The organism is Bacillus sp. FSL R9-9410, assembly GCF_038050385.1.
Taxonomy (GTDB): Bacteria; Bacillota; Bacilli; order Bacillales; family Bacillaceae_G; genus Bacillus_A; species Bacillus_A cereus_U.
In genome coordinates, this window is sequence record NZ_JBBOTV010000001.1 from 2,029,464 (window position 1) to 2,046,828 (window position 17,365).

Genomic DNA, 17,365 nt, shown 5'->3' on the forward strand with positions numbered 1-17,365 from the left:
GTTTTATATTTTTGTAAATATTCTGAAGTTTTAGAAATAAAAGGCGGAATATTTACAGTTTTACATTTTCTTTTTAGAAAAAACAGTTATTAGAATGATATAATAAATAGATTAATTACTTTTTCTGGATATAAATATATTTTAGGAGAAATGTCTTTGAAATATTTCACAAAAGATTGGTATAAAGAAATGCAAATTTCAGGATTTGTAAAATTCATAGAGTCGATAGAAGAATGGGAAGCGATGGAGCAAGATTATAAACAAAGTTTGAAAGAAGAGGTGGAAGAAAGGAAAGAAGAATTATTAAAGTTTCTTCCTGAGTCACTGCATCCGTATATTCATAACAACACAATTAATTCAGAATGTCCGCCCGATAAATTAAAGAAATTTTTGCTGGAGTGGAACGAGGATTACGAGAAAAGAATAACTCATTTAGATCAATCCTATATAGAACATTTTAATTTTATTAAGAAAAATCTTCCGTCAAATGTCGTTCAACTTCATGAGTTCTCTCTACATGATAGTGTGGTTCTCTCAGCAGAGAGAACATCAAAAGATACACTAACTATATTTTTGGATTGTAGTGGTACTTTTAGCGATTTCGATAAACTTCAAGTTTCTTTTACAGGAGTGACAAAATGTTCTATACCTGAAAATTTTGAAGGTGCTTGGTGGCTATACCATGAAATAGAGCTTACTGAAGACGGTTTTGAATTGGGTGTTTTATTTGATTGTCCATTTGAAGAAGTAACGATTTGTGCAAAAGATGTATTGCTTGAGAAAAAATAACTTAGTCATTTGTATATTAACTTATAATAAAGAGAGTTTCTTTTGCTGAAGTTTACAAGTCCGATAACAAAAAAACAGTCATTTAAGACTGTTTTTTTATTTTGATACTAGATTCTCAAGCTTCCAATATGTATCTGTTAACGGAGCAACTTTACTATCTATGTACAAATACATATTATTTAAATCTTTTGGTGAATTTTTCATATTAAATACAATGTCAGTAGTTAAAGAGAACTCAGATGGAACCTTTTCAGCGTTCTCATTTTGTATAAATTCACCTTTGTATTTTTCACCAGTTTTTTCATCTTTTATGAAATATTTTATTTCTGTAAGATCTATTGTTTGTCCGTCAGCACGAGCATTATTAATTGTAACACGAGCTGTAAGACGCCACTCTTTGTCTATTTTTTCGAATTTTGCATTTTCAACTGTTGCTCTATAGTATCCGTTTTTAAATATTTCCCCATAATGCATTGCATTCTTTTCGAGAGCGCTCTTTTCTTGTTTTGGTGTAGTACTACCATTACATCCTGCCATGATTCCTGTAAATATTAATGCTGTACAAGTTACTTTAATTAAAGATTTCATAGTAATTCCTTTCTGTATTTAAAAGTAAAACATAGGAATAATTTTACATCATCAGGAAAATAAATGGGAGTCTTTTTGTGGAATATGCAAATATGCATGTATTTGGTATTAAAATTAATGAAATAGAAAGAGAGAAAAAACTCGCATAAAGCTGGGGGAATAAGAATTGAAAATATTGTAAAACGGAAGAAACGTGCATATAATTAACATGAAGTTTAAATTTCTGAATCTTCAATAATGGTGGTGAGAACATGTTCACGGAAGAGCGTAGAGAGAAAATTTTAGAGCTACTTAAAAAAGACGGAAGAGTAATCGCAAAAGATCTTGCAGAAATATTTGATATGTCTATTGATTCTATAAGAAGAGATCTATCTATTATGGAAAAGGATGGTTTTTTAAAAAGAACTCATGGAGGTGCAATAGAGTTTGCCCGAGTGAGGAACTTAGCCGCAGATCCATCTAAACGTTATAGTAATGGCTCTAAATATGAGGATGCAATTGCAAAAATCGCAGCTTCTTACATACAAGAAGGTTATTCAATTTTTATTGGGGGCGCTTCTATTCATTATGCAATGTTAAAATATTTACCTGAAACATCATTTACAGTTATTACGAATTCTATAGAAATAGCTAGTAAGTTACGGGAATATGAGAACATTGATACGTACTTAATTGGTGGCAAGGTGAAACCATCAGGAAATATGACGGATACACTTGCCTCTGAATCGATTAGTAGTTTTACTATTGATCTTTATTTTTCTACAGGTGGTGGTATTTCATTACACGGTATAAGTACTGCAACACCTGAAGTTGCTTATTTTAGCAAAAGGGTAAGTGAAATTGCTAGAAAAAATATTTGTTTAGCTCCCCATAATAAACTCGGAATAGATTGCTTTATTAAAGGAGAGTCCTTAAAAGAAATTGACCTTATAATAACAGATGAAGAGGCTAGTAAAGAAACTATTCAAGGATTTGAGAAACAAGGTAAACAAATAGTAATAGCGCCAATAGACTGCATTTAAAAGGAGTTTGAAATGATTATAAAAGGACAAGAGTTTCATATAAATGGATTAACTTATACAATTCGTTCTGCAGCTGAAACAGATGCAGATCAGTTATCAAAAATACGAGTTCAGATCGATGGAGAAACTGAAAATATGGATAGAGAAGAAGGTGAGGGGTTTATAGATACGGAGGGATTCCAAAAAATAATAAAAACAGATAGTGAAAAAACGAGAAATCTCTTTTTAGTTACGGAAGTACATAACCGTATCGTTGGATTTTCGAGATGTGAAGGATCTGATTTAACGAAATTATCTCATAAAGTAGAATTCGGAGTTTGTATTTTTAAAGAGTATTGGGGATATGGAATTGGGAAAAATCTATTACAAAAATCAATAAAGTGGGCTGATGAAAATGAAGTGAAAAAGATAGCATTACAAGTGCTAGAGACAAATGAGAAAGCCATTCAGCTTTATAAAAAGTTAGGTTTTGAGGTAGAAGGTATTCTAAAAAATGATAAAAAACTGTCGGATGGTAAGTATTATAATACGGTAGTAATGGGAAGGTTTACTGATACTTTTCATAAAAGAGGTGCAGAAGTATGTTTTACAGAAGGAAGTACTATGTAGTAAAAAATGAATTCATAGAAATATTTAATGATCATTTCAATGATACTAATTTACCTAATCAATTAAAATATGGTTCTCGTTTAATAGGACGCTGGATGAAAGATAATAATGATGGTACGACTGAAGTATTTGCAATATGGGAATACGATAGTTATGAAGATTATGAAGAAATTGAAACTAAAATTAGAAGTGACAAGATGCATGTTAGAAGAATACATGATTGGTATGAAAAACATGGAGGGAAAGAATATGTTTTACGAGAGTACATAATAGAAATGAAAAATGAAGAGTTACTATGTACTGTAAAATGATAGGGAGTGAAGCCTAATGGAGATTAGAACGAAATTATATATTAGCTTAGCATCCACTATTTTATTCGCAATAGCGATGATAGTTTTCTTTATAAATAACAATCCGCAAAAGTGGTTTTGGTTATGTATTTTCTTTGGATCCATTATACAAAATATAGTGCTACTAAAAAAGAATAAAGAAGCGCATTAAAATATTCGAATTTTTAACATACTTGTATCTTTTTCTAATTATGTTGAAAACACTATTTCTCCTGTTCGATTGAGTCTTCACATCATGGTAACTTCAATTGCCCATGCGTTTGAACGTGAATTAGCATTCAAATACATCAAAATAAACTATATTTAATTCACCGCTTTTTAGATGAAATTGCTAGTGATGGAGAAGTTGTTATTTGTAATCAATTTTCAAAATATAAATGGACGGGAAATATGCGAAACGTAAATATCATTTTATTACAGACAATGATGGGAAATCAAAATAAATTGAGTTACAAAATGGAAATGTTTCATTAGCTGCAAAACTATTAGATGTGCCACGCAGTACGTTTTATAAACGTATGCAAAAATTCAGGCTAAAAAGTAGATTTTTGTAATCTGCTTTTTCTTTTTGGACTCACGTTCTGTCGGAATGTGCGCTTGCCAGGGAAATAATAGAATAGTCAGAAGAGAAATTTCCTATAGGGGGGTAAAATGTGAAGTATATTGAATTTGGAATCGGGAATAGGTGGTTTGTTCGAACTGAAACTGAAAATAAAGATGGAACTGAATTTGAGGAACGCGGAATTATAAAACCGATTTATTTTGAGTCTTTATATGTACGAATTTGGTTACGGAAAACGTGTTTTATTTTAGATACGAAAGAAGGCTTTAAGAAAATAAGAAAAAGTAGAGCTGAGTATAAGTTTATTGTTGGAATGGTGAGTAGGTTAAAACAATAGAATCAAACAGGGGGTGTTCTTATGATTAGAATTACCACATTCATACTCGCAATTATTGTAATGGTCTATTCCATCTATAGTTGGAATGATGATTCGAAACAAAGTATGCTCATTTTACAATTACTTTTAGGTTTTATGCTTGCTGGGATGGGGATACAAAACTTTAAGAAGGATGAAAAAGAGAATAGGAATATGGGGCTTTTGCTATTACTTACATCACTTTTTTGTATTATTGTATCGTTAATAAAATATTTTAAATAAACCGTTACTAAGCATATTGAGTAACGGCTTTTTGAGGTTATAATGTGCTATTTATATAACCCCGTCGTATACATTACCGTTAAAGTATGTACAATTTCTTCTAACTCTAGTTCTTTATCATTTTGCACGATTGTCCAAAGAAACGTTTCATTCATCGCGAACCAACCACGTGCTACAATCTCTTTATTTAATTCAGGCTGCGCCAATCCACTTTCTTGAGAGTAAGTAATATCCTGTGTAATACTTTTTATAAAGCGTTCACGAATCTCATCCCATTTTTGACTTATCTCTCTTGATAATCCTATTGCTTCTTCGACAACTTGCAAAATATCCCGTTCTTCTTCCGCTAATTGTAAGAATGCTCTAACTTGACTTTGAATCATATCACATGCTTCTAACTTTGTTTGAGGGGAAAAAGAACGATCTGCAATATCATAAAAGCGATTCATCACATCTTCCATCAAAACGACGAGGAGAGCATCTTTGTTTTTAAAGTATACATATGCTGTTCCATAACCAGTTTCTGCATGTTTAATAATTTGCGTGATTGTAGTTTTCTGAAATCCGTTTTTTATAAAAATAGTATAACCGGAATGTAATAGTTTCTTTTTCGTTTCTAAGGAGCGGTGTTTTCTTGTTGAAAGAGTAGAGTTTTTCAAAGAATCACCTCTTTATACTGAAATGTCTGAAAATATAATTGTATTGTAAAAGAAGTTCGTATATAAAGTCAACTGACATAATATCATTGACGTTATATCAATTTAAGTGATATATTTCAATTAGTTAGAATAAAAAGAAAATTAAAAGAAGGTGACACCATGTATAAAGAACCATTTCAACCAACTTATGAGTATGCGCTTGAATGTGATAAACATGATGAACTGAAAGATTTTCAAACCGAATTTTATAAAAAAGAAGGAACAATATATTTAGATGGTAACTCTTTAGGGTTGCTTTCAAAAAGAGCAGAGAAAGCGTTACTTACTTTGCTAGATTCATGGAAAGAGTTTGGAATTGATGGATGGACTGAAGGTGAGCATCCGTGGTTTTTCCTTTCGGAGAAATTGGGTGAATTGACAGCACCTCTTATTGGAGCTTTGCCGGAAGAAACAATTGTAACCGGTTCCACGACTGCGAATATACATCAAGTTATTGCGACGTTTTATGAGCCGAAAGGAATACGTACAAAAATTCTTGCGGATGAATTAACATTTCCGTCAGATATTTATGCGCTTCAAAGTCAAATTCGTTTAAAAGGATTAGATCCAGAGGAACATCTAGTTCAAGTGAAAAGTAGAGATGGTAGAACACTTTCAGAAGAAGATATTATTTATGCGATGACCGATGATATCGCTTTAATTTTATTGCCTTCTGTACTATATAGAAGCGGACAAATTCTTGATATGAAGCGATTAACAGCTGAGGCTCATAAACGTGGTATTCATATCGGTTTTGACTTATGTCATTCAATCGGTTCTATTCCGCATCATTTTAACGAATGGGATGTAGATTTCGCTGTATGGTGTAATTATAAATATTTAAATGCAGGTCCTGGTGGTGTTGCAGGTTTATATGTGAATAAAAAACATTTCGATAGACTTCCAGGATTATCGGGTTGGTTTAGCTCTAGAAAGGATAAGCAGTTTGATATGGAACATTCATTAACTGCGGCTGATCATGCTGGGGCCTATCAAATAGGGACACCTCACGTATTAAGTATTGCACCATTAATCGGTTCTCTTGAAATTTTTAAAGATGCCCGTATTGAGAAATTACGTGAAAAGTCATTACATATAACAAGATATATGCTCGATTTAATTCAATTGGAGTTAAATGATATGGGATTTACAATCGGAAATCCGCTAGAGGATGAAAAACGAGGCGGGCATATTTATTTAGAACACGCTGAGGCGGCGCGTATATGTAAGGCGTTAAAAGCAAATGGAGTGATTCCAGACTTTAGAGCTCCAAATGGAGTTAGACTTGCGCCTGTTGCTTTATACAATACGTATGAGGAAGTATGGAACTCTGTACAAATCTTAAAGAAAATTATGAAAAATGAAGAATATAAAAACTTTGAAAATAAGCGAGAGGTTGTGGCGTAAGCATGAAAACATCGCAGTGGATTGATATTTCACAACCGCTAAATAATGATATCGCGACGTGGCCAGGGGATACACCGTTCTCGTATGAAGTTTCATGGGCAAAAAAAGACAGTGGTTCAGTAAATGTCGGAAAGTTAACGATGAGTATCCATACAGGTACTCATATTGATGCACCTTTTCATTTTGATAATGACGGTAAGAAGGTGTTGGATTTAGATATTCAAGTTTATGTTGGCCCAGCGCGAATCATTGACGTTTCTAATCTTGAAAGCATCGGGAAAAAGGAATTAGAAAACTTTCATTTAGAAGGTGTAGAACGATTGTTATTACGTACATCTTCACATGGTAAAGCAAATGAATTCCCAGATGTAATCCCGCATTTACGCGCAGATATTGCAGCCTTTCTTTCTGAAAAGGGAATTCGTTTAATCGGGGTGAACGTACCATCTGTTGATCCTTTAGATGATAAAGAACTAACAGCACATCATCAATTATTTAAACACGGAATTCACATTTTAGAAAATGTCGTACTCGATCACGTAGCAGACGGCGATTACGAACTTATTGCCTTACCACTTGCATTAACAGATGCAGATGGAAGTCCAGTTCGCGCTGTTATTAGACCAATATAAATAGAAATATATAAAAGGGGCGTTTGATTAATATGAAAGAAAACGAAAAGGTAATTATGGAAAAAGGGATTCACACTGATTTTAAGGAGAATATGACGTACGGAGAGTATTTACAGCTAGATAGCTTATTATCTAGTCAACAAAGATTATCAGATCATCATGATGAAATGTTATTTATCGTTATTCACCAAGCGAGTGAGCTTTGGATGAAACTAATTTTACATGAACTGAATGCAGCAATTGAATCTATTAAACAAGATAAATTACCACCAGCTTTTAAAATGTTAGCACGTGTATCAAAAATTCAGTCGCAAATTATTCAATCTTGGGATATTCTTGCGACATTAACGCCATCAGAATATATTGAGTTCCGTGATTCACTTGGTCAGGCTTCCGGTTTTCAATCGTATCAATATCGAATGATTGAGTATGCACTTGGTTATAAAACACCACATGCATTAAAGATTTATGAAAAGGACCCAGAATTACATGCTCGTCTTCATAAAGCACTTCATGCACCAAGTTTGTATGATGTGGCGATACAAGCGCTTGTTAAAGAAGGATTCCCAATTCATAAAGATGTATTAAATCGTGATGTTACGCAGCCTTACGAAGAGGATGCAACTGTAGAAGCGGCTTGGATAGAAGTATATGCGGACGTGCAAAAATATTGGGATTTATATCAGCTTGCAGAGAAATTAATAGATATTGAAGACTGGCTACAACAATGGCGTTTCCGTCATATGAAAACGGTAGAACGAATTATTGGTCATAAAATGGGAACAGGTGGCTCTTCTGGCGTATCTTATTTAAAGCGAGTGCTTGATCAATGCTTCTTCCCAGAGCTTTGGAACGTTCGAACGAAATTATAAAAAAAACTTGTCAGCTATTAGATGCTGGCAAGTTTTTTTTTTGTTTTAAAAACAAATATGATTTAATAGAGAGAACGAGATAAAATGAGACAAACAATAAATACAATATAAGCATTTAGATGGAGGAAGATTTCTTGAATTTCGAGCAATTACAAAATAAATTTGAAAAGAAAAAGGTTAATACATTTCTTGTTTATCAAAAGGGGGAATTAACGACTGAGTACTATAAAACGATAGACTGTGCAAATGACTTATTTAAAATTAATTCGATTACAAAAAGTATCGTATCTATATTAATTGGTATCGCAATTGATAAAGGATTTATAAATGATATACATACACAAATCACAACATGGATTCAAAATGCACCGGAGAAAAAGAGGGAACTAACGCTGTATCATTTATTAACGATGACAACAGGAGAAGATTGGCAAGAGTTCGGAAATGGGGTTATTTTCCCAAATGACTTTGTGGAATCAGACAATTGGGTGCAATACATTTTAGAAAAGCCGCTCATTGAAGAAATGGGTACGAAAATGAATTATAATTCAGGCTCTTCTCACTTACTTAGTTACATCATTCAAGAAGCAACTGGAATGTCGACGGAGCAGTTCGCGAAAAAGTATTTATTTGAGCCGTTAAACATTACGGAGTATGAGTGGCAACAAGACCCGCAAGGTATATATGTTGGCGGATTCGGTATGAAAATGAAATCTATAGACTTATTAAAGTTAGGGAAATTATGTTTGAACAATGGATATTGGAAGGGGAATGAAATTGTATCATCGAAATGGTTAGCAGAATCAAATACAGCTCTATTTGAAACGTATGAACATGTCGGGGCATATGGATATCACTGGTGGGTATTAAATAACGAAAGATTTCACATACCGTATTGTATATATTTTGCTATGGGATACGGAGGGCAATACATTATTATCATTCCGCAGTTAGAGCTCATAGCTGTAATTAGTAGTCACATGCCAAAACGTGGCCTCGTACCATTAAAGTTATTTATAGAGCATATAAAAAATAATCCTCCTTATTAAGGAAGAAGTATATAAAGAAACCTCTGTCTGTATGTAAAGACGGAGGTTTCTTTGTTTTACCGATTTGTCTTCTGAAAGGACATCTTTAAAAATTTCTCTGTTTTCGTATCAAACTCTACATCCACAAAAACACCATACTCTTTTCCACCCTCACGTAGCCATAATTTAAACTTTTCAACTGTTATTTGAACAGTTTTTGGTTTTCTACCTATATGAAGGTAATCGATAATCTCAGCTTTCGGATATTGTTCTTTCGTTTTTTCAACGGCTAGTTTACCCCATTTTGCATAGGGCGGCTGTGCGTGAACGATAGATGGACCAGTATATATATTTGAACATGTTGTTAGTAAAAAAATCGAGAATGCTATACGTGTAAAAAAACACTTCATAATAAGCTCCTTTTACTCTTTTTTTATATTGTGTGCATATATCTTCAAGCATATAAGTTTGGCTTTTTTTGTCTTCTTTACATAAAAGCTTCACATTTACAAAACATAACCATGAATTCATTCTGTATTTAAGGAGGGAAACATATGCGTCAAAAAGGTTTTTTGAAGCTAGCAGTTTTACTTACCTTTATTGGCTTAACTTTAATGGTAAGTAGTATACAAACCAAAAATGTAGAAGCCTTTTCTAATCAAGTAATTCAAAGGGGAGCATCTGGAGAAGATGTCGTTGAACTGCAAACTCGTTTGAAATATAACGGATTTTATACGGGAAAAGTTGATGGTGTTTTCGGATGGGGTACATATTGGGCGCTTCGAAACTTTCAGCAAAAATTCGGATTGCCAGTTGATGGTTTAGCGGGTGCTAAAACGAAGCAAATGCTGGTAAAGGCAACAAAGTATGATAAGTCGACCGCTAATAAAGGTACAGCAACTAATAAAGGGAATAGCGGTGGTACTGCGCAAGAAAATAAACCACCACAAAGTAAAGGGACAAATGTTCCAAACGGTTATTCTCAAAATGACATTCAGCTAATGGCAAACGCTGTATATGGAGAGTCACGTGGTGAGCCTTATTTAGGACAAGTTGCAGTGGCTGCGGTAATTTTAAATCGTGTCACAAGTGCATCGTTTCCAAATACCGTTTCAGGTGTAATCTTTGAACCGAGAGCCTTTACAGCAGTAGCAGATGGACAAATATATTTAACACCAAATGAAAATGCGAAAAAAGCCGTATTAGATGCAATCAATGGATGGGATCCAACTGGGAATGCATTATATTATTTCAACCCAGATACTGCGACAAGTAAATGGATTTGGACTCGTCCACAAATTAAAAAAATTGGTAAGCATATTTTCTGTAAATAGAGCGGAGGTGGAAACATGTTACGAGGTATTATCATCGTATTGTTAACAGTAGGTGTAGTCGGAACAGGGTATTGGGGCTATAAAGAGCATCAAGAGAAAAATGCAGTATTAATTCGAGCGGAAAATAGTTATCAGCGTGCGTTTCATGATTTAGCATATGAAGTTGATTTATTACACGATAAAATTGGAACAACACTGGCGATGAATTCACGTTCCTCATTATCGCCAGCTTTAGTAGATGTATGGCGTTTAACATCAGAGGCTCGTTCTGATGTAGGACAATTACCTTTAACATTAATGCCATTTAATAAAACGGAAGAGTTCCTTGCGAATATCGGTGATTTTAGTTATCGTGCAGCGGTTCGTGATTTAGAAAAAGATCCGTTAAATGATCAAGAATATAAAACGTTACAAGGCTTATATTCAAATGCAGGAAATATACAAGATGAACTGAGAAAAGTGCAGCATCTTGTATTGAAAAATAATCTTCGCTGGATGGATGTAGAAATGGCTCTTGCGTCAAACCAAGACCCAGCAGATAACACAATTATCGATGGATTAAAGACGGTAGAAAAGAATGTAACATCATACTCGTCCACAAACTTTGGACCGACTTTTACAAGTGCACAAAAGAATAAAAAAGGCGGATTTGAGGCAAAAGGAAAGGCGATTTCGAAAGAGGAAGCGGAAAAAATCGCGAAATCATTTTTAAACTTAAAAGGGAATGAAAAAGTAGAAGTTGAGAAAAGTGGAAAAGGTGCAAAAGAATCATTCTACAGTGTGAAAATTCAAGATCCAGCAACGAACAATGAGTATTATATGGATATTACCGGAAAAGGTGGATATCCAATTTGGGTAATGAACAACCGAGAAATTAAAGAGCAAAAAATTAGTTTAAATGATGCAGGAAGTAAAGGATTAACATTTTTAAAGGATCATAAGTTTACAAATATGGAGCTATTTGATAGTTCTCAATATGATAATATCGGTGTGTTTACGTACGTTGTAAATGAAAATGGAGTGCGTATTTATCCAGAAGCAATCCAAATGAAAATTGCTTTAGATGACGGATCAATCGTTGGTTTTTCTGCGAAAGAATATTTAGCATCGCATCAAAAACGAACAATCCCTAATGCGAAGCTATCCGCTTCAGATGCGAGAAAGAAAATAAACCCCGATGTAAAAGTTATGGAAGAACGTAAAGCAGTAGTAGTAAATGACTTGCATAATGAAGTGCTTTGCTATGAGTTTGTTGGTACTTTAGGGAAAGATACGTACCAAATTTTCATTAACGCAAATAATGGAGCAGAAGAAAAAGTGAAGAAGATGCAAGCTGTTGAAAAAATTTATGATTAAACATCAATGATAAAGTGGTGAAAATAATGAAAATCATTATATATATGTTAATGCTTTGTTTCGTTATTACTGGATGTAGCATTGGAAAAAAAGACAATCCTAATGAAAAGCCAGAACAAAAAAATGTCTCGATGAAAAATGTTACGTATACAAATAAATCAAATAAGCCAAATGAAAAAGCAGCTGATCATCTGGCATCTTTAGCTGCAAGTATACCTGGTGTAAACGATGCGACAGCAGTAGTAGTTGGGAAATATGCTGTTGTAGGTATTGATGTAAAAGCGAAACTTGATCGAACTCGCGTTGAGTCAATTAAGTATTCTGTTGCAGAAAGTTTGAAGAATGACCCAAATGGTGCTAATGCAGTCGTTGTAGCAGATGTTGATACGTATGAAAGATTAAAACAAATAGGCAAGCAAATTAAGAATGGTAAAACGGGTGAAGGTATACTTGATGAATTAGCAGCAATTGTTGGCCGTGTAATGCCGCAAGTTCCAAATGATATGATTGAAAATAGAGAAACAAACCCGATTAAAGACAATGATAAACAATTACCAAAAGATGAAGAACAAGAACTTCGAAAAGAACAAGATGATCAGTCAAATAATCATTTGAAAAAATAGTGGAAACCCCGTACTAAATCGTACGGGGTTTTGTTTTTAAATTAAATATTCAGTTTATTTTTAAGGGAAAATATGGTTTAATAATGAGGGGAGGGACAACCGTTATGATAAAAAAAAGCAAACTCATATTGTGTAGTTTATGCATAGGTTTTAGTATGACAGCGTGTGACCAGAAGAAAGAAGTGAAGAAGAAAATCGCTACATCTTCTACTATAACGGAAAATAAAAATCAAAAATCCATTAATAAAAATCATTTCTCAAATATTAATGAAGGAATGACATATTTAGAAGTGAAAGATTTAATCGGTTTTGAAGGGGAGTTACTCATAGAAGAAGGGGAAGAACATTCTACACGAATTAAACAAATTTTTGCTTGGAAAGGAAACGATCCAAAATCATTTGCTGAAATTACATTTTTGGATGGAAAAGTGCATTCTAAAACACAGCAAGGTTTAAGTTAATAACTTGAAGGAATGGGAGAGTTAAGCATGAACATACATACAGGAGAAATACAATTAGTTCCGTATAAGGAGCAGTACAAAGAGATAATACAATCATTTATTTTACCAAGTGAACAAGTTCAATTTACGGCGAATCCAGGTGAATTACTGGAGAAAGCAAAAAATGATCGAACGAAAAATGTAGTTGTTATTTTAGACTATAACGGAGTACCTGTAGGTGTATTTATATTACAAACAGGTGATAGAGTACAGGAGTTTACAGAAAATAAGGATGCCATACTTTTAACTTCTTTTTCTATTAATCATAATAAACAAAGGAAAGGATATGTTAAAAAATCATTGGCGTTATTACAAGAGTTTGTAAAATGTTATTATCCAATAAAAAATGAAGTGATTCTTGCTGTAAATGAAAAAAATATTCCGGCACAAAAGTTATATGAGAAAGTTGGATTTCAAGATAGAGGATTTAGAAGAATGGGACCAATTGGACAACAATTCATATTACATTTACCGATAACCAAATAATTTAAAAAGCTTACTCTTGAAAAATCATGAAGTAAGCTTTTTTGTTTGAGATATTGTCCATGCATGATATGTTAGATGAATTAAAGCCAGTATCCGAGAAATATGAAGGTGCAAAACAATTCGATTGTTAAGCATTTAAATACGTGAGGGGGAATCATATGACAATTTATATTGCACTACTACGGGGAATTAATGTAGGTGGACATAAAGTAATCAAAATGGCAGATTTGAAAAAAATGTTTGAATCAATAGGGTTAAAAAAAGTGAAAACATATATTCAAAGTGGAAATGTAGTGTTTGAGTCAGAAGAAGAGATAAGTTTTTTAAAGGAACGAATTGAATGTGAAATTAAGAACGTTTTTGATTTCAATGTTCCAGTCATGTTAAGAGCAAATGATGAATTTATTAATATTATTAAAAAGTGTCCTTACGAGACCCATTCGCTATTAGAAGGAGAAAGTGTACATGTGGCCTTTTTAGCTAATCCACTTTCTGAAGAAGACAGTAAGCGGTTACTTATGTACAAAAGTGACATAGAAGATTGCCATATCGAAGGAAGAGTAGTGTATTTATTTTTCAAAAAAAGCATTCGGAATTCTAAACTAATGAACCAGTTTCAAAAATTACATACGCCAGCTACAGTACGGAACTGGCGGACTGTGAATAAGCTGAAAGCAATAGCAGGAGGTATTGAAACATAAAAAAGTGGTTTTCTGTAAATAGAAAACCACTTTTTTTATTTATATTGTTTGGCGACAATGAGTTCAACGATAGGATAAATAAAGAATGAAGAACAAAGTGCGATAAACAGAGGTAGGTTCTTTATTTCATCGAGTAATAGGGATGAAAATCCTTCTGAAAATATTAAAATAAGAAATATCACACACATAAGTACAAAATAAGAAATTTTAAAGCTTTTATAGGTAATTTGTTGTCCCATCTCATCTTGACTTTCTTCCGATACTCCGTTTGGATCTCCCCATGTAATATGATTTATTAAATTACTAAGTATTAAAGAGGCAGCGAAAATAGTCCCGCCCAAAATTGAACCTTCAGTTATGTATTTGTATGTGCCATGTACAAGTATAGCGATTAAAGATAAAGTTATGATTACAAAAATAATTTTTTTAGTATTCAATATATAATTGCACCTCCATCTTTGTAAAAAACTCTTTACATCCATAGTATAAAATTGGAAAAGTTTTATGTCAAACATTTTTTACATAAGAAGTGAATGTTTACGATATTTTGTTTTTGAGATAAATAAAAAATTACAGTACATTTGAATGTAAAAGAATGAGCTCGCATATATTTGGAAGGGATGTCAGATTAATTTAGGGGGTAGTTATGTCTATTCTTTTAAAAGCTGGTGCAGATGCAGGAAATAATGGTTTGAAGTTAATGGTGAAAGGGCAGGAACCTATTTTTATTCCGAGTATTTATTCCTTATATATAGGTGAGCCTACGGGGTTGTTAGATGAGGGTGAAGTTTCATCGTCAGAATTAGAGAATCACATTGATGTGACCATTAGTTCTCCATCGCTAATGTTAAATAATGTGCGATACATCGTTGGAGAAAAAGTGATTCAAGATCAATTAAAAGGTACAGAAGTGGAGAAGAAATCAAATAAATCTACTGATGAGTTAATGGTCATTACAATCCTTTCAGGTTTAGCGATAAGTGCTATGCGTCAAAGTCCAACTTCAAGTCATATTAATATTCGTTATGATTTATCTGTTGCTCTTCCAATGCAACTTATTACACAGGAAATCGCTGCTGAAAATTCGAAACGGTATATGGGTAATCACAAGGTCATATTCCATTATCCAAATGGACGCGATGTTACGATTAATGTTTCTATTGAGTTTTGTAAATGTCTACCTGAAGGCGCTTCTGGGACGTGGGGGATTGTATATGATGAGGACGGAAATGTTGTGAAACATAAAATAGAATGTGAACAAAATCAAGTTTCAGAAATTGATTTTGTAGATAAAACTTTATTGTCTTTTGATATTGGTGCGGGGACGACGGAAGAAGTTGTTTCATTAGGGGTAAATTTCCGTCCGCAATTAAGTAAAGGATTATCGTACGGTGTAAAAGAAACGTTACTACAAATTATTACGAGGTGGAATCGGAAATATCCTACGAAAACAATTGATAGTATTACAGAATTTAATCAAATTTATTTAAATGAAAAGCACCCAAGAAATGCATTGTTAGTTGAGGAATCGCAACCAGCGTTTTTAGGTTTAGCAGCACGTGTCGCAACGGATATTATTAACAAAATTGATGATATGAAAGACGATCCATATGTATTTATTTATGGTGGGGGTGCAGTTATTATTAAAAATAGCTTAAAAATGATTTTGAAACAAAAAGGACGCTTGAAAAATGTAATTTTTGTAGATAACCCGTTATTCACCAATGCTCGTGGGTTATTAGTATATACATGCTCGCCAAAATATAGAGAGCATAAGCAAAAAGAGTTAGGGTTTACAAACTTAACGATAAGTTAGTTGGTGGAAGTATGCGATCTAGGCGATATAAACGTGGTGATCGAGTGAAAATTAATATTAATAAATCAGTATCGCCTGAAATGATTGCTTGGATTAATAAACAATCTAATCCAACTAATTTCTTTTTCTTTGCGGCCCAGCAATTATTTAAACAAGTAGGAGATATTGATGTATCAAAAACCTTGCCAAGTAGCCATGTTTTTTCTTTATATGTAGAACCATCATCTCTATTAAAAGTTGAAATGAATCCATTTAAAAACGTACCACTAGAAAATAGTAAATCCGCCGAAAACGTAAAAAAAAAATCGTGGGAATCTGTTGATCAGTTAGATTGTCCATTCTTTTGAACATAGAAAAATATAGGTAGAGCCCATCACTATACATATAAATGCAGTGATGGGTTTTTGTTATTGTATCGTAATCATTATAAATAGAAGGGACAAAAAAATTTGTGCCCCTTCTAATAGTTGTTCTTATCTTATATGGGATATATGTTCTGAAACTGCTTTAATAATTTTATCCCAGTCATCGGGATGATTCTCGTGTCCTGTACCTTCAAGGGCTAATAGCTTTGAGTTCGGAATTTCATCAATAAGTGCGAGTCCATGTTCAAGTGGAAGAGCTGTATCGTCCGTACCATGAATTACTAAAGTAGGTACTAGTAACGACTTTAGTATACCTTCATAAGAATCATCACCTGTAAGGAGGGCGTGATTAAACATGCTTAATAGATTGTTAGCACGTTCTATTTCTTGCTTTACTTGTTTCAAAGTTCTTGCTTCATCAAATATACGCTTTGATCCACAGAGTAGACGTGATCCTGTAACTAAATATTTCGCTATAGTATCTTTATTTGTCCAATCTAAATTCGCACCATTAGCATGATGTGTCAAAATTCTTTCATCCATTGGAGGCAAATCCCGAGTATTGTTATCAGATCCAATAACGCTTGTTGCTAGTAATGTTAAGGTCAAAATTCTTTCTGGGTGCTTTACTGCAGCAATTTGAGCAATCATACCTCCTAATGACATGCCCAGAAGATGTGCCTTGTCAATATGATACGCATCGAGTACCCCGATTGCATCTTCAGCCATGTCTGCTACAGTGTAATTGGAAGTCCCAGGCTCATATGTAACAGAGCGCCCAACATCACGATTATCATAGCGAATGACAAATCTTCCTGTGCTAGCCAACCTTTCACAAAATTCTTCATCCCAATAAACCATTGAACACGTAGCTCCCATAATTAATAAAATTGCTGGATTGTTAGGATTGCCAAAGCTTTCTGTACATATATCAATACCGTTTACTTTGAAAACTTGTTCACTCATAGTACACTCTCCGTTTCATTTAAAGGTCATTAACAAATAAAGAGAAATATAACTTTGGGTGTT

General features: G+C 33.5%; 24 protein-coding genes and 1 pseudogene. 20 read left to right on the forward strand and 5 right to left on the reverse strand.

Annotation, left to right across the window (positions count from 1 at the left end):
* Positions 1 to 156 precede the first annotated feature (156 nt).
* Positions 157 to 789: a DUF4085 family protein gene (locus tag MKX77_RS10705; protein WP_341306595.1), complete on the forward strand. Its 633-nt coding sequence runs from the start codon at positions 157 to 159 to the stop codon at positions 787 to 789.
* Positions 790 to 885: 96 nt separating this feature from the next.
* Here the strand turns inward: MKX77_RS10705 and MKX77_RS10710 are convergent, their stop codons facing one another.
* A complete protein-coding gene (locus MKX77_RS10710; protein ID WP_215553293.1) occupies positions 886 to 1,377 on the reverse strand; it encodes a hypothetical protein in 492 nt (163 codons plus the stop codon).
* Positions 1,378 to 1,628: 251 nt separating this feature from the next.
* Between MKX77_RS10710 and MKX77_RS10715 the strand changes: the two genes are divergently transcribed.
* The 7 genes and pseudogenes from MKX77_RS10715 (at position 1,629) to MKX77_RS10745 (ending at position 4,518) form a co-directional block, all read left to right on the forward strand.
* The gene (locus MKX77_RS10715) at positions 1,629 to 2,399 is read left to right on the forward strand and encodes a DeoR/GlpR family DNA-binding transcription regulator (RefSeq protein WP_341306596.1); all 771 of its coding nucleotides are present in this window, start codon (positions 1,629 to 1,631) and stop codon (positions 2,397 to 2,399) included.
* A 12-nt stretch (positions 2,400 to 2,411) separates the two neighbouring features.
* Positions 2,412 to 3,008, forward strand: a complete 597-nt coding sequence (locus MKX77_RS10720; RefSeq protein WP_341306597.1) for a GNAT family N-acetyltransferase — start codon at positions 2,412 to 2,414, stop codon at positions 3,006 to 3,008.
* Entirely contained in the window at positions 2,981 to 3,319 is a 339-nt protein-coding gene (locus MKX77_RS10725) for an NIPSNAP family protein (RefSeq protein ID WP_215553290.1), read from the forward strand. Before MKX77_RS10720 ends, MKX77_RS10725 begins: the two co-directional genes overlap by 28 nt.
* A gap of 16 nt (positions 3,320 to 3,335) precedes the next feature.
* The gene (locus MKX77_RS10730) at positions 3,336 to 3,509 is read left to right on the forward strand and encodes a hypothetical protein (protein WP_215553289.1); all 174 of its coding nucleotides are present in this window, start codon (positions 3,336 to 3,338) and stop codon (positions 3,507 to 3,509) included.
* A 200-nt stretch (positions 3,510 to 3,709) separates the two neighbouring features.
* A pseudogene (locus tag MKX77_RS10735) lies at positions 3,710 to 3,912 on the forward strand (helix-turn-helix domain-containing protein); the annotation flags it as partial.
* A 99-nt stretch (positions 3,913 to 4,011) separates the two neighbouring features.
* Positions 4,012 to 4,257, forward strand: coding sequence for a DUF3977 family protein (locus MKX77_RS10740; protein ID WP_341306598.1), 246 nt, complete (start codon positions 4,012 to 4,014; stop codon positions 4,255 to 4,257).
* 21 nt (positions 4,258 to 4,278) lie between these two features.
* Positions 4,279 to 4,518, forward strand: coding sequence for a DUF3953 domain-containing protein (locus MKX77_RS10745; RefSeq protein WP_193658006.1), 240 nt, complete (start codon positions 4,279 to 4,281; stop codon positions 4,516 to 4,518).
* Between the two features lie 47 nt (positions 4,519 to 4,565).
* On the opposite strand, the gene MKX77_RS10750 is transcribed toward MKX77_RS10745, so the two are convergent.
* Entirely contained in the window at positions 4,566 to 5,177 is a 612-nt protein-coding gene (locus tag MKX77_RS10750) for a TetR/AcrR family transcriptional regulator (protein ID WP_341306599.1), read from the reverse strand.
* 159 nt (positions 5,178 to 5,336) lie between these two features.
* Here MKX77_RS10750 and kynU point away from each other — a divergent pair, with 159 nt between their 5' ends.
* From kynU to MKX77_RS10770, 4 genes are all read left to right on the forward strand, one after another.
* Positions 5,337 to 6,623, forward strand: coding sequence for a kynureninase (kynU, locus tag MKX77_RS10755; protein ID WP_341306600.1), 1,287 nt, complete (start codon positions 5,337 to 5,339; stop codon positions 6,621 to 6,623).
* A gap of 2 nt (positions 6,624 to 6,625) precedes the next feature.
* A complete protein-coding gene (gene kynB, locus MKX77_RS10760; RefSeq protein WP_341306601.1) occupies positions 6,626 to 7,255 on the forward strand; it encodes an arylformamidase in 630 nt (209 codons plus the stop codon).
* 32 nt (positions 7,256 to 7,287) lie between these two features.
* Entirely contained in the window at positions 7,288 to 8,127 is an 840-nt protein-coding gene (gene kynA, locus MKX77_RS10765) for a tryptophan 2,3-dioxygenase (RefSeq protein ID WP_000661975.1), read from the forward strand.
* A gap of 134 nt (positions 8,128 to 8,261) precedes the next feature.
* Positions 8,262 to 9,176 carry a serine hydrolase domain-containing protein gene (locus tag MKX77_RS10770; RefSeq protein ID WP_341306602.1) on the forward strand — a complete coding sequence of 305 codons (915 nt, stop codon included), beginning with the start codon at positions 8,262 to 8,264 and terminating at the stop codon, positions 9,174 to 9,176.
* Positions 9,177 to 9,232: 56 nt separating this feature from the next.
* On the opposite strand, the gene MKX77_RS10775 is transcribed toward MKX77_RS10770, so the two are convergent.
* Complete coding sequence (locus MKX77_RS10775) at positions 9,233 to 9,565, reverse strand: YqzG/YhdC family protein (protein ID WP_215553282.1); 333 nt, start codon at positions 9,563 to 9,565, stop codon at positions 9,233 to 9,235.
* Positions 9,566 to 9,769: 204 nt separating this feature from the next.
* Here MKX77_RS10775 and sleB point away from each other — a divergent pair, with 204 nt between their 5' ends.
* The 6 genes from sleB to MKX77_RS10805 all read left to right on the forward strand — a co-directional run bounded on the left by sleB (position 9,770) and on the right by MKX77_RS10805 (position 14,155).
* Complete coding sequence (gene sleB / locus MKX77_RS10780; protein WP_445819112.1) at positions 9,770 to 10,489, forward strand: spore cortex-lytic enzyme; 720 nt, start codon at positions 9,770 to 9,772, stop codon at positions 10,487 to 10,489.
* 15 nt (positions 10,490 to 10,504) lie between these two features.
* On the forward strand, positions 10,505 to 11,845 hold the full coding sequence (gene ypeB / locus MKX77_RS10785) for a germination protein YpeB (protein WP_341306604.1): 1,341 nt from the start codon (positions 10,505 to 10,507) through the stop codon (positions 11,843 to 11,845).
* Between the two features lie 26 nt (positions 11,846 to 11,871).
* A complete protein-coding gene (locus MKX77_RS10790; RefSeq protein WP_002110243.1) occupies positions 11,872 to 12,468 on the forward strand; it encodes a YhcN/YlaJ family sporulation lipoprotein in 597 nt (198 codons plus the stop codon).
* 104 nt (positions 12,469 to 12,572) lie between these two features.
* Positions 12,573 to 12,929, forward strand: a complete 357-nt coding sequence (locus tag MKX77_RS10795) for a hypothetical protein (protein WP_341306605.1) — start codon at positions 12,573 to 12,575, stop codon at positions 12,927 to 12,929.
* A gap of 27 nt (positions 12,930 to 12,956) precedes the next feature.
* The gene (locus tag MKX77_RS10800) at positions 12,957 to 13,454 is read left to right on the forward strand and encodes a GNAT family N-acetyltransferase (RefSeq protein WP_341306606.1); all 498 of its coding nucleotides are present in this window, start codon (positions 12,957 to 12,959) and stop codon (positions 13,452 to 13,454) included.
* A 158-nt stretch (positions 13,455 to 13,612) separates the two neighbouring features.
* Positions 13,613 to 14,155: a DUF1697 domain-containing protein gene (locus tag MKX77_RS10805; RefSeq protein WP_341306607.1), complete on the forward strand. Its 543-nt coding sequence runs from the start codon at positions 13,613 to 13,615 to the stop codon at positions 14,153 to 14,155.
* 35 nt (positions 14,156 to 14,190) lie between these two features.
* On the opposite strand, the gene MKX77_RS10810 is transcribed toward MKX77_RS10805, so the two are convergent.
* The gene (locus tag MKX77_RS10810; protein ID WP_341306608.1) at positions 14,191 to 14,592 is read right to left on the reverse strand and encodes a hypothetical protein; all 402 of its coding nucleotides are present in this window, start codon (positions 14,590 to 14,592) and stop codon (positions 14,191 to 14,193) included.
* Between the two features lie 209 nt (positions 14,593 to 14,801).
* On the opposite strand from MKX77_RS10810, the gene MKX77_RS10815 reads away from it, so the two are divergent.
* Positions 14,802 to 15,971, forward strand: a complete 1,170-nt coding sequence (locus tag MKX77_RS10815) for a ParM/StbA family protein (protein WP_078181333.1) — start codon at positions 14,802 to 14,804, stop codon at positions 15,969 to 15,971.
* An 11-nt stretch (positions 15,972 to 15,982) separates the two neighbouring features.
* Positions 15,983 to 16,318: a hypothetical protein gene (locus MKX77_RS10820; protein ID WP_341306609.1), complete on the forward strand. Its 336-nt coding sequence runs from the start codon at positions 15,983 to 15,985 to the stop codon at positions 16,316 to 16,318.
* A 126-nt stretch (positions 16,319 to 16,444) separates the two neighbouring features.
* Here MKX77_RS10820 and MKX77_RS10825 read toward each other — a convergent pair whose 3' ends face one another.
* Positions 16,445 to 17,302: an alpha/beta fold hydrolase gene (locus MKX77_RS10825; RefSeq protein ID WP_341306610.1), complete on the reverse strand. Its 858-nt coding sequence runs from the start codon at positions 17,300 to 17,302 to the stop codon at positions 16,445 to 16,447.
* Between the last annotated feature and the right edge of the window lie 63 nt (positions 17,303 to 17,365).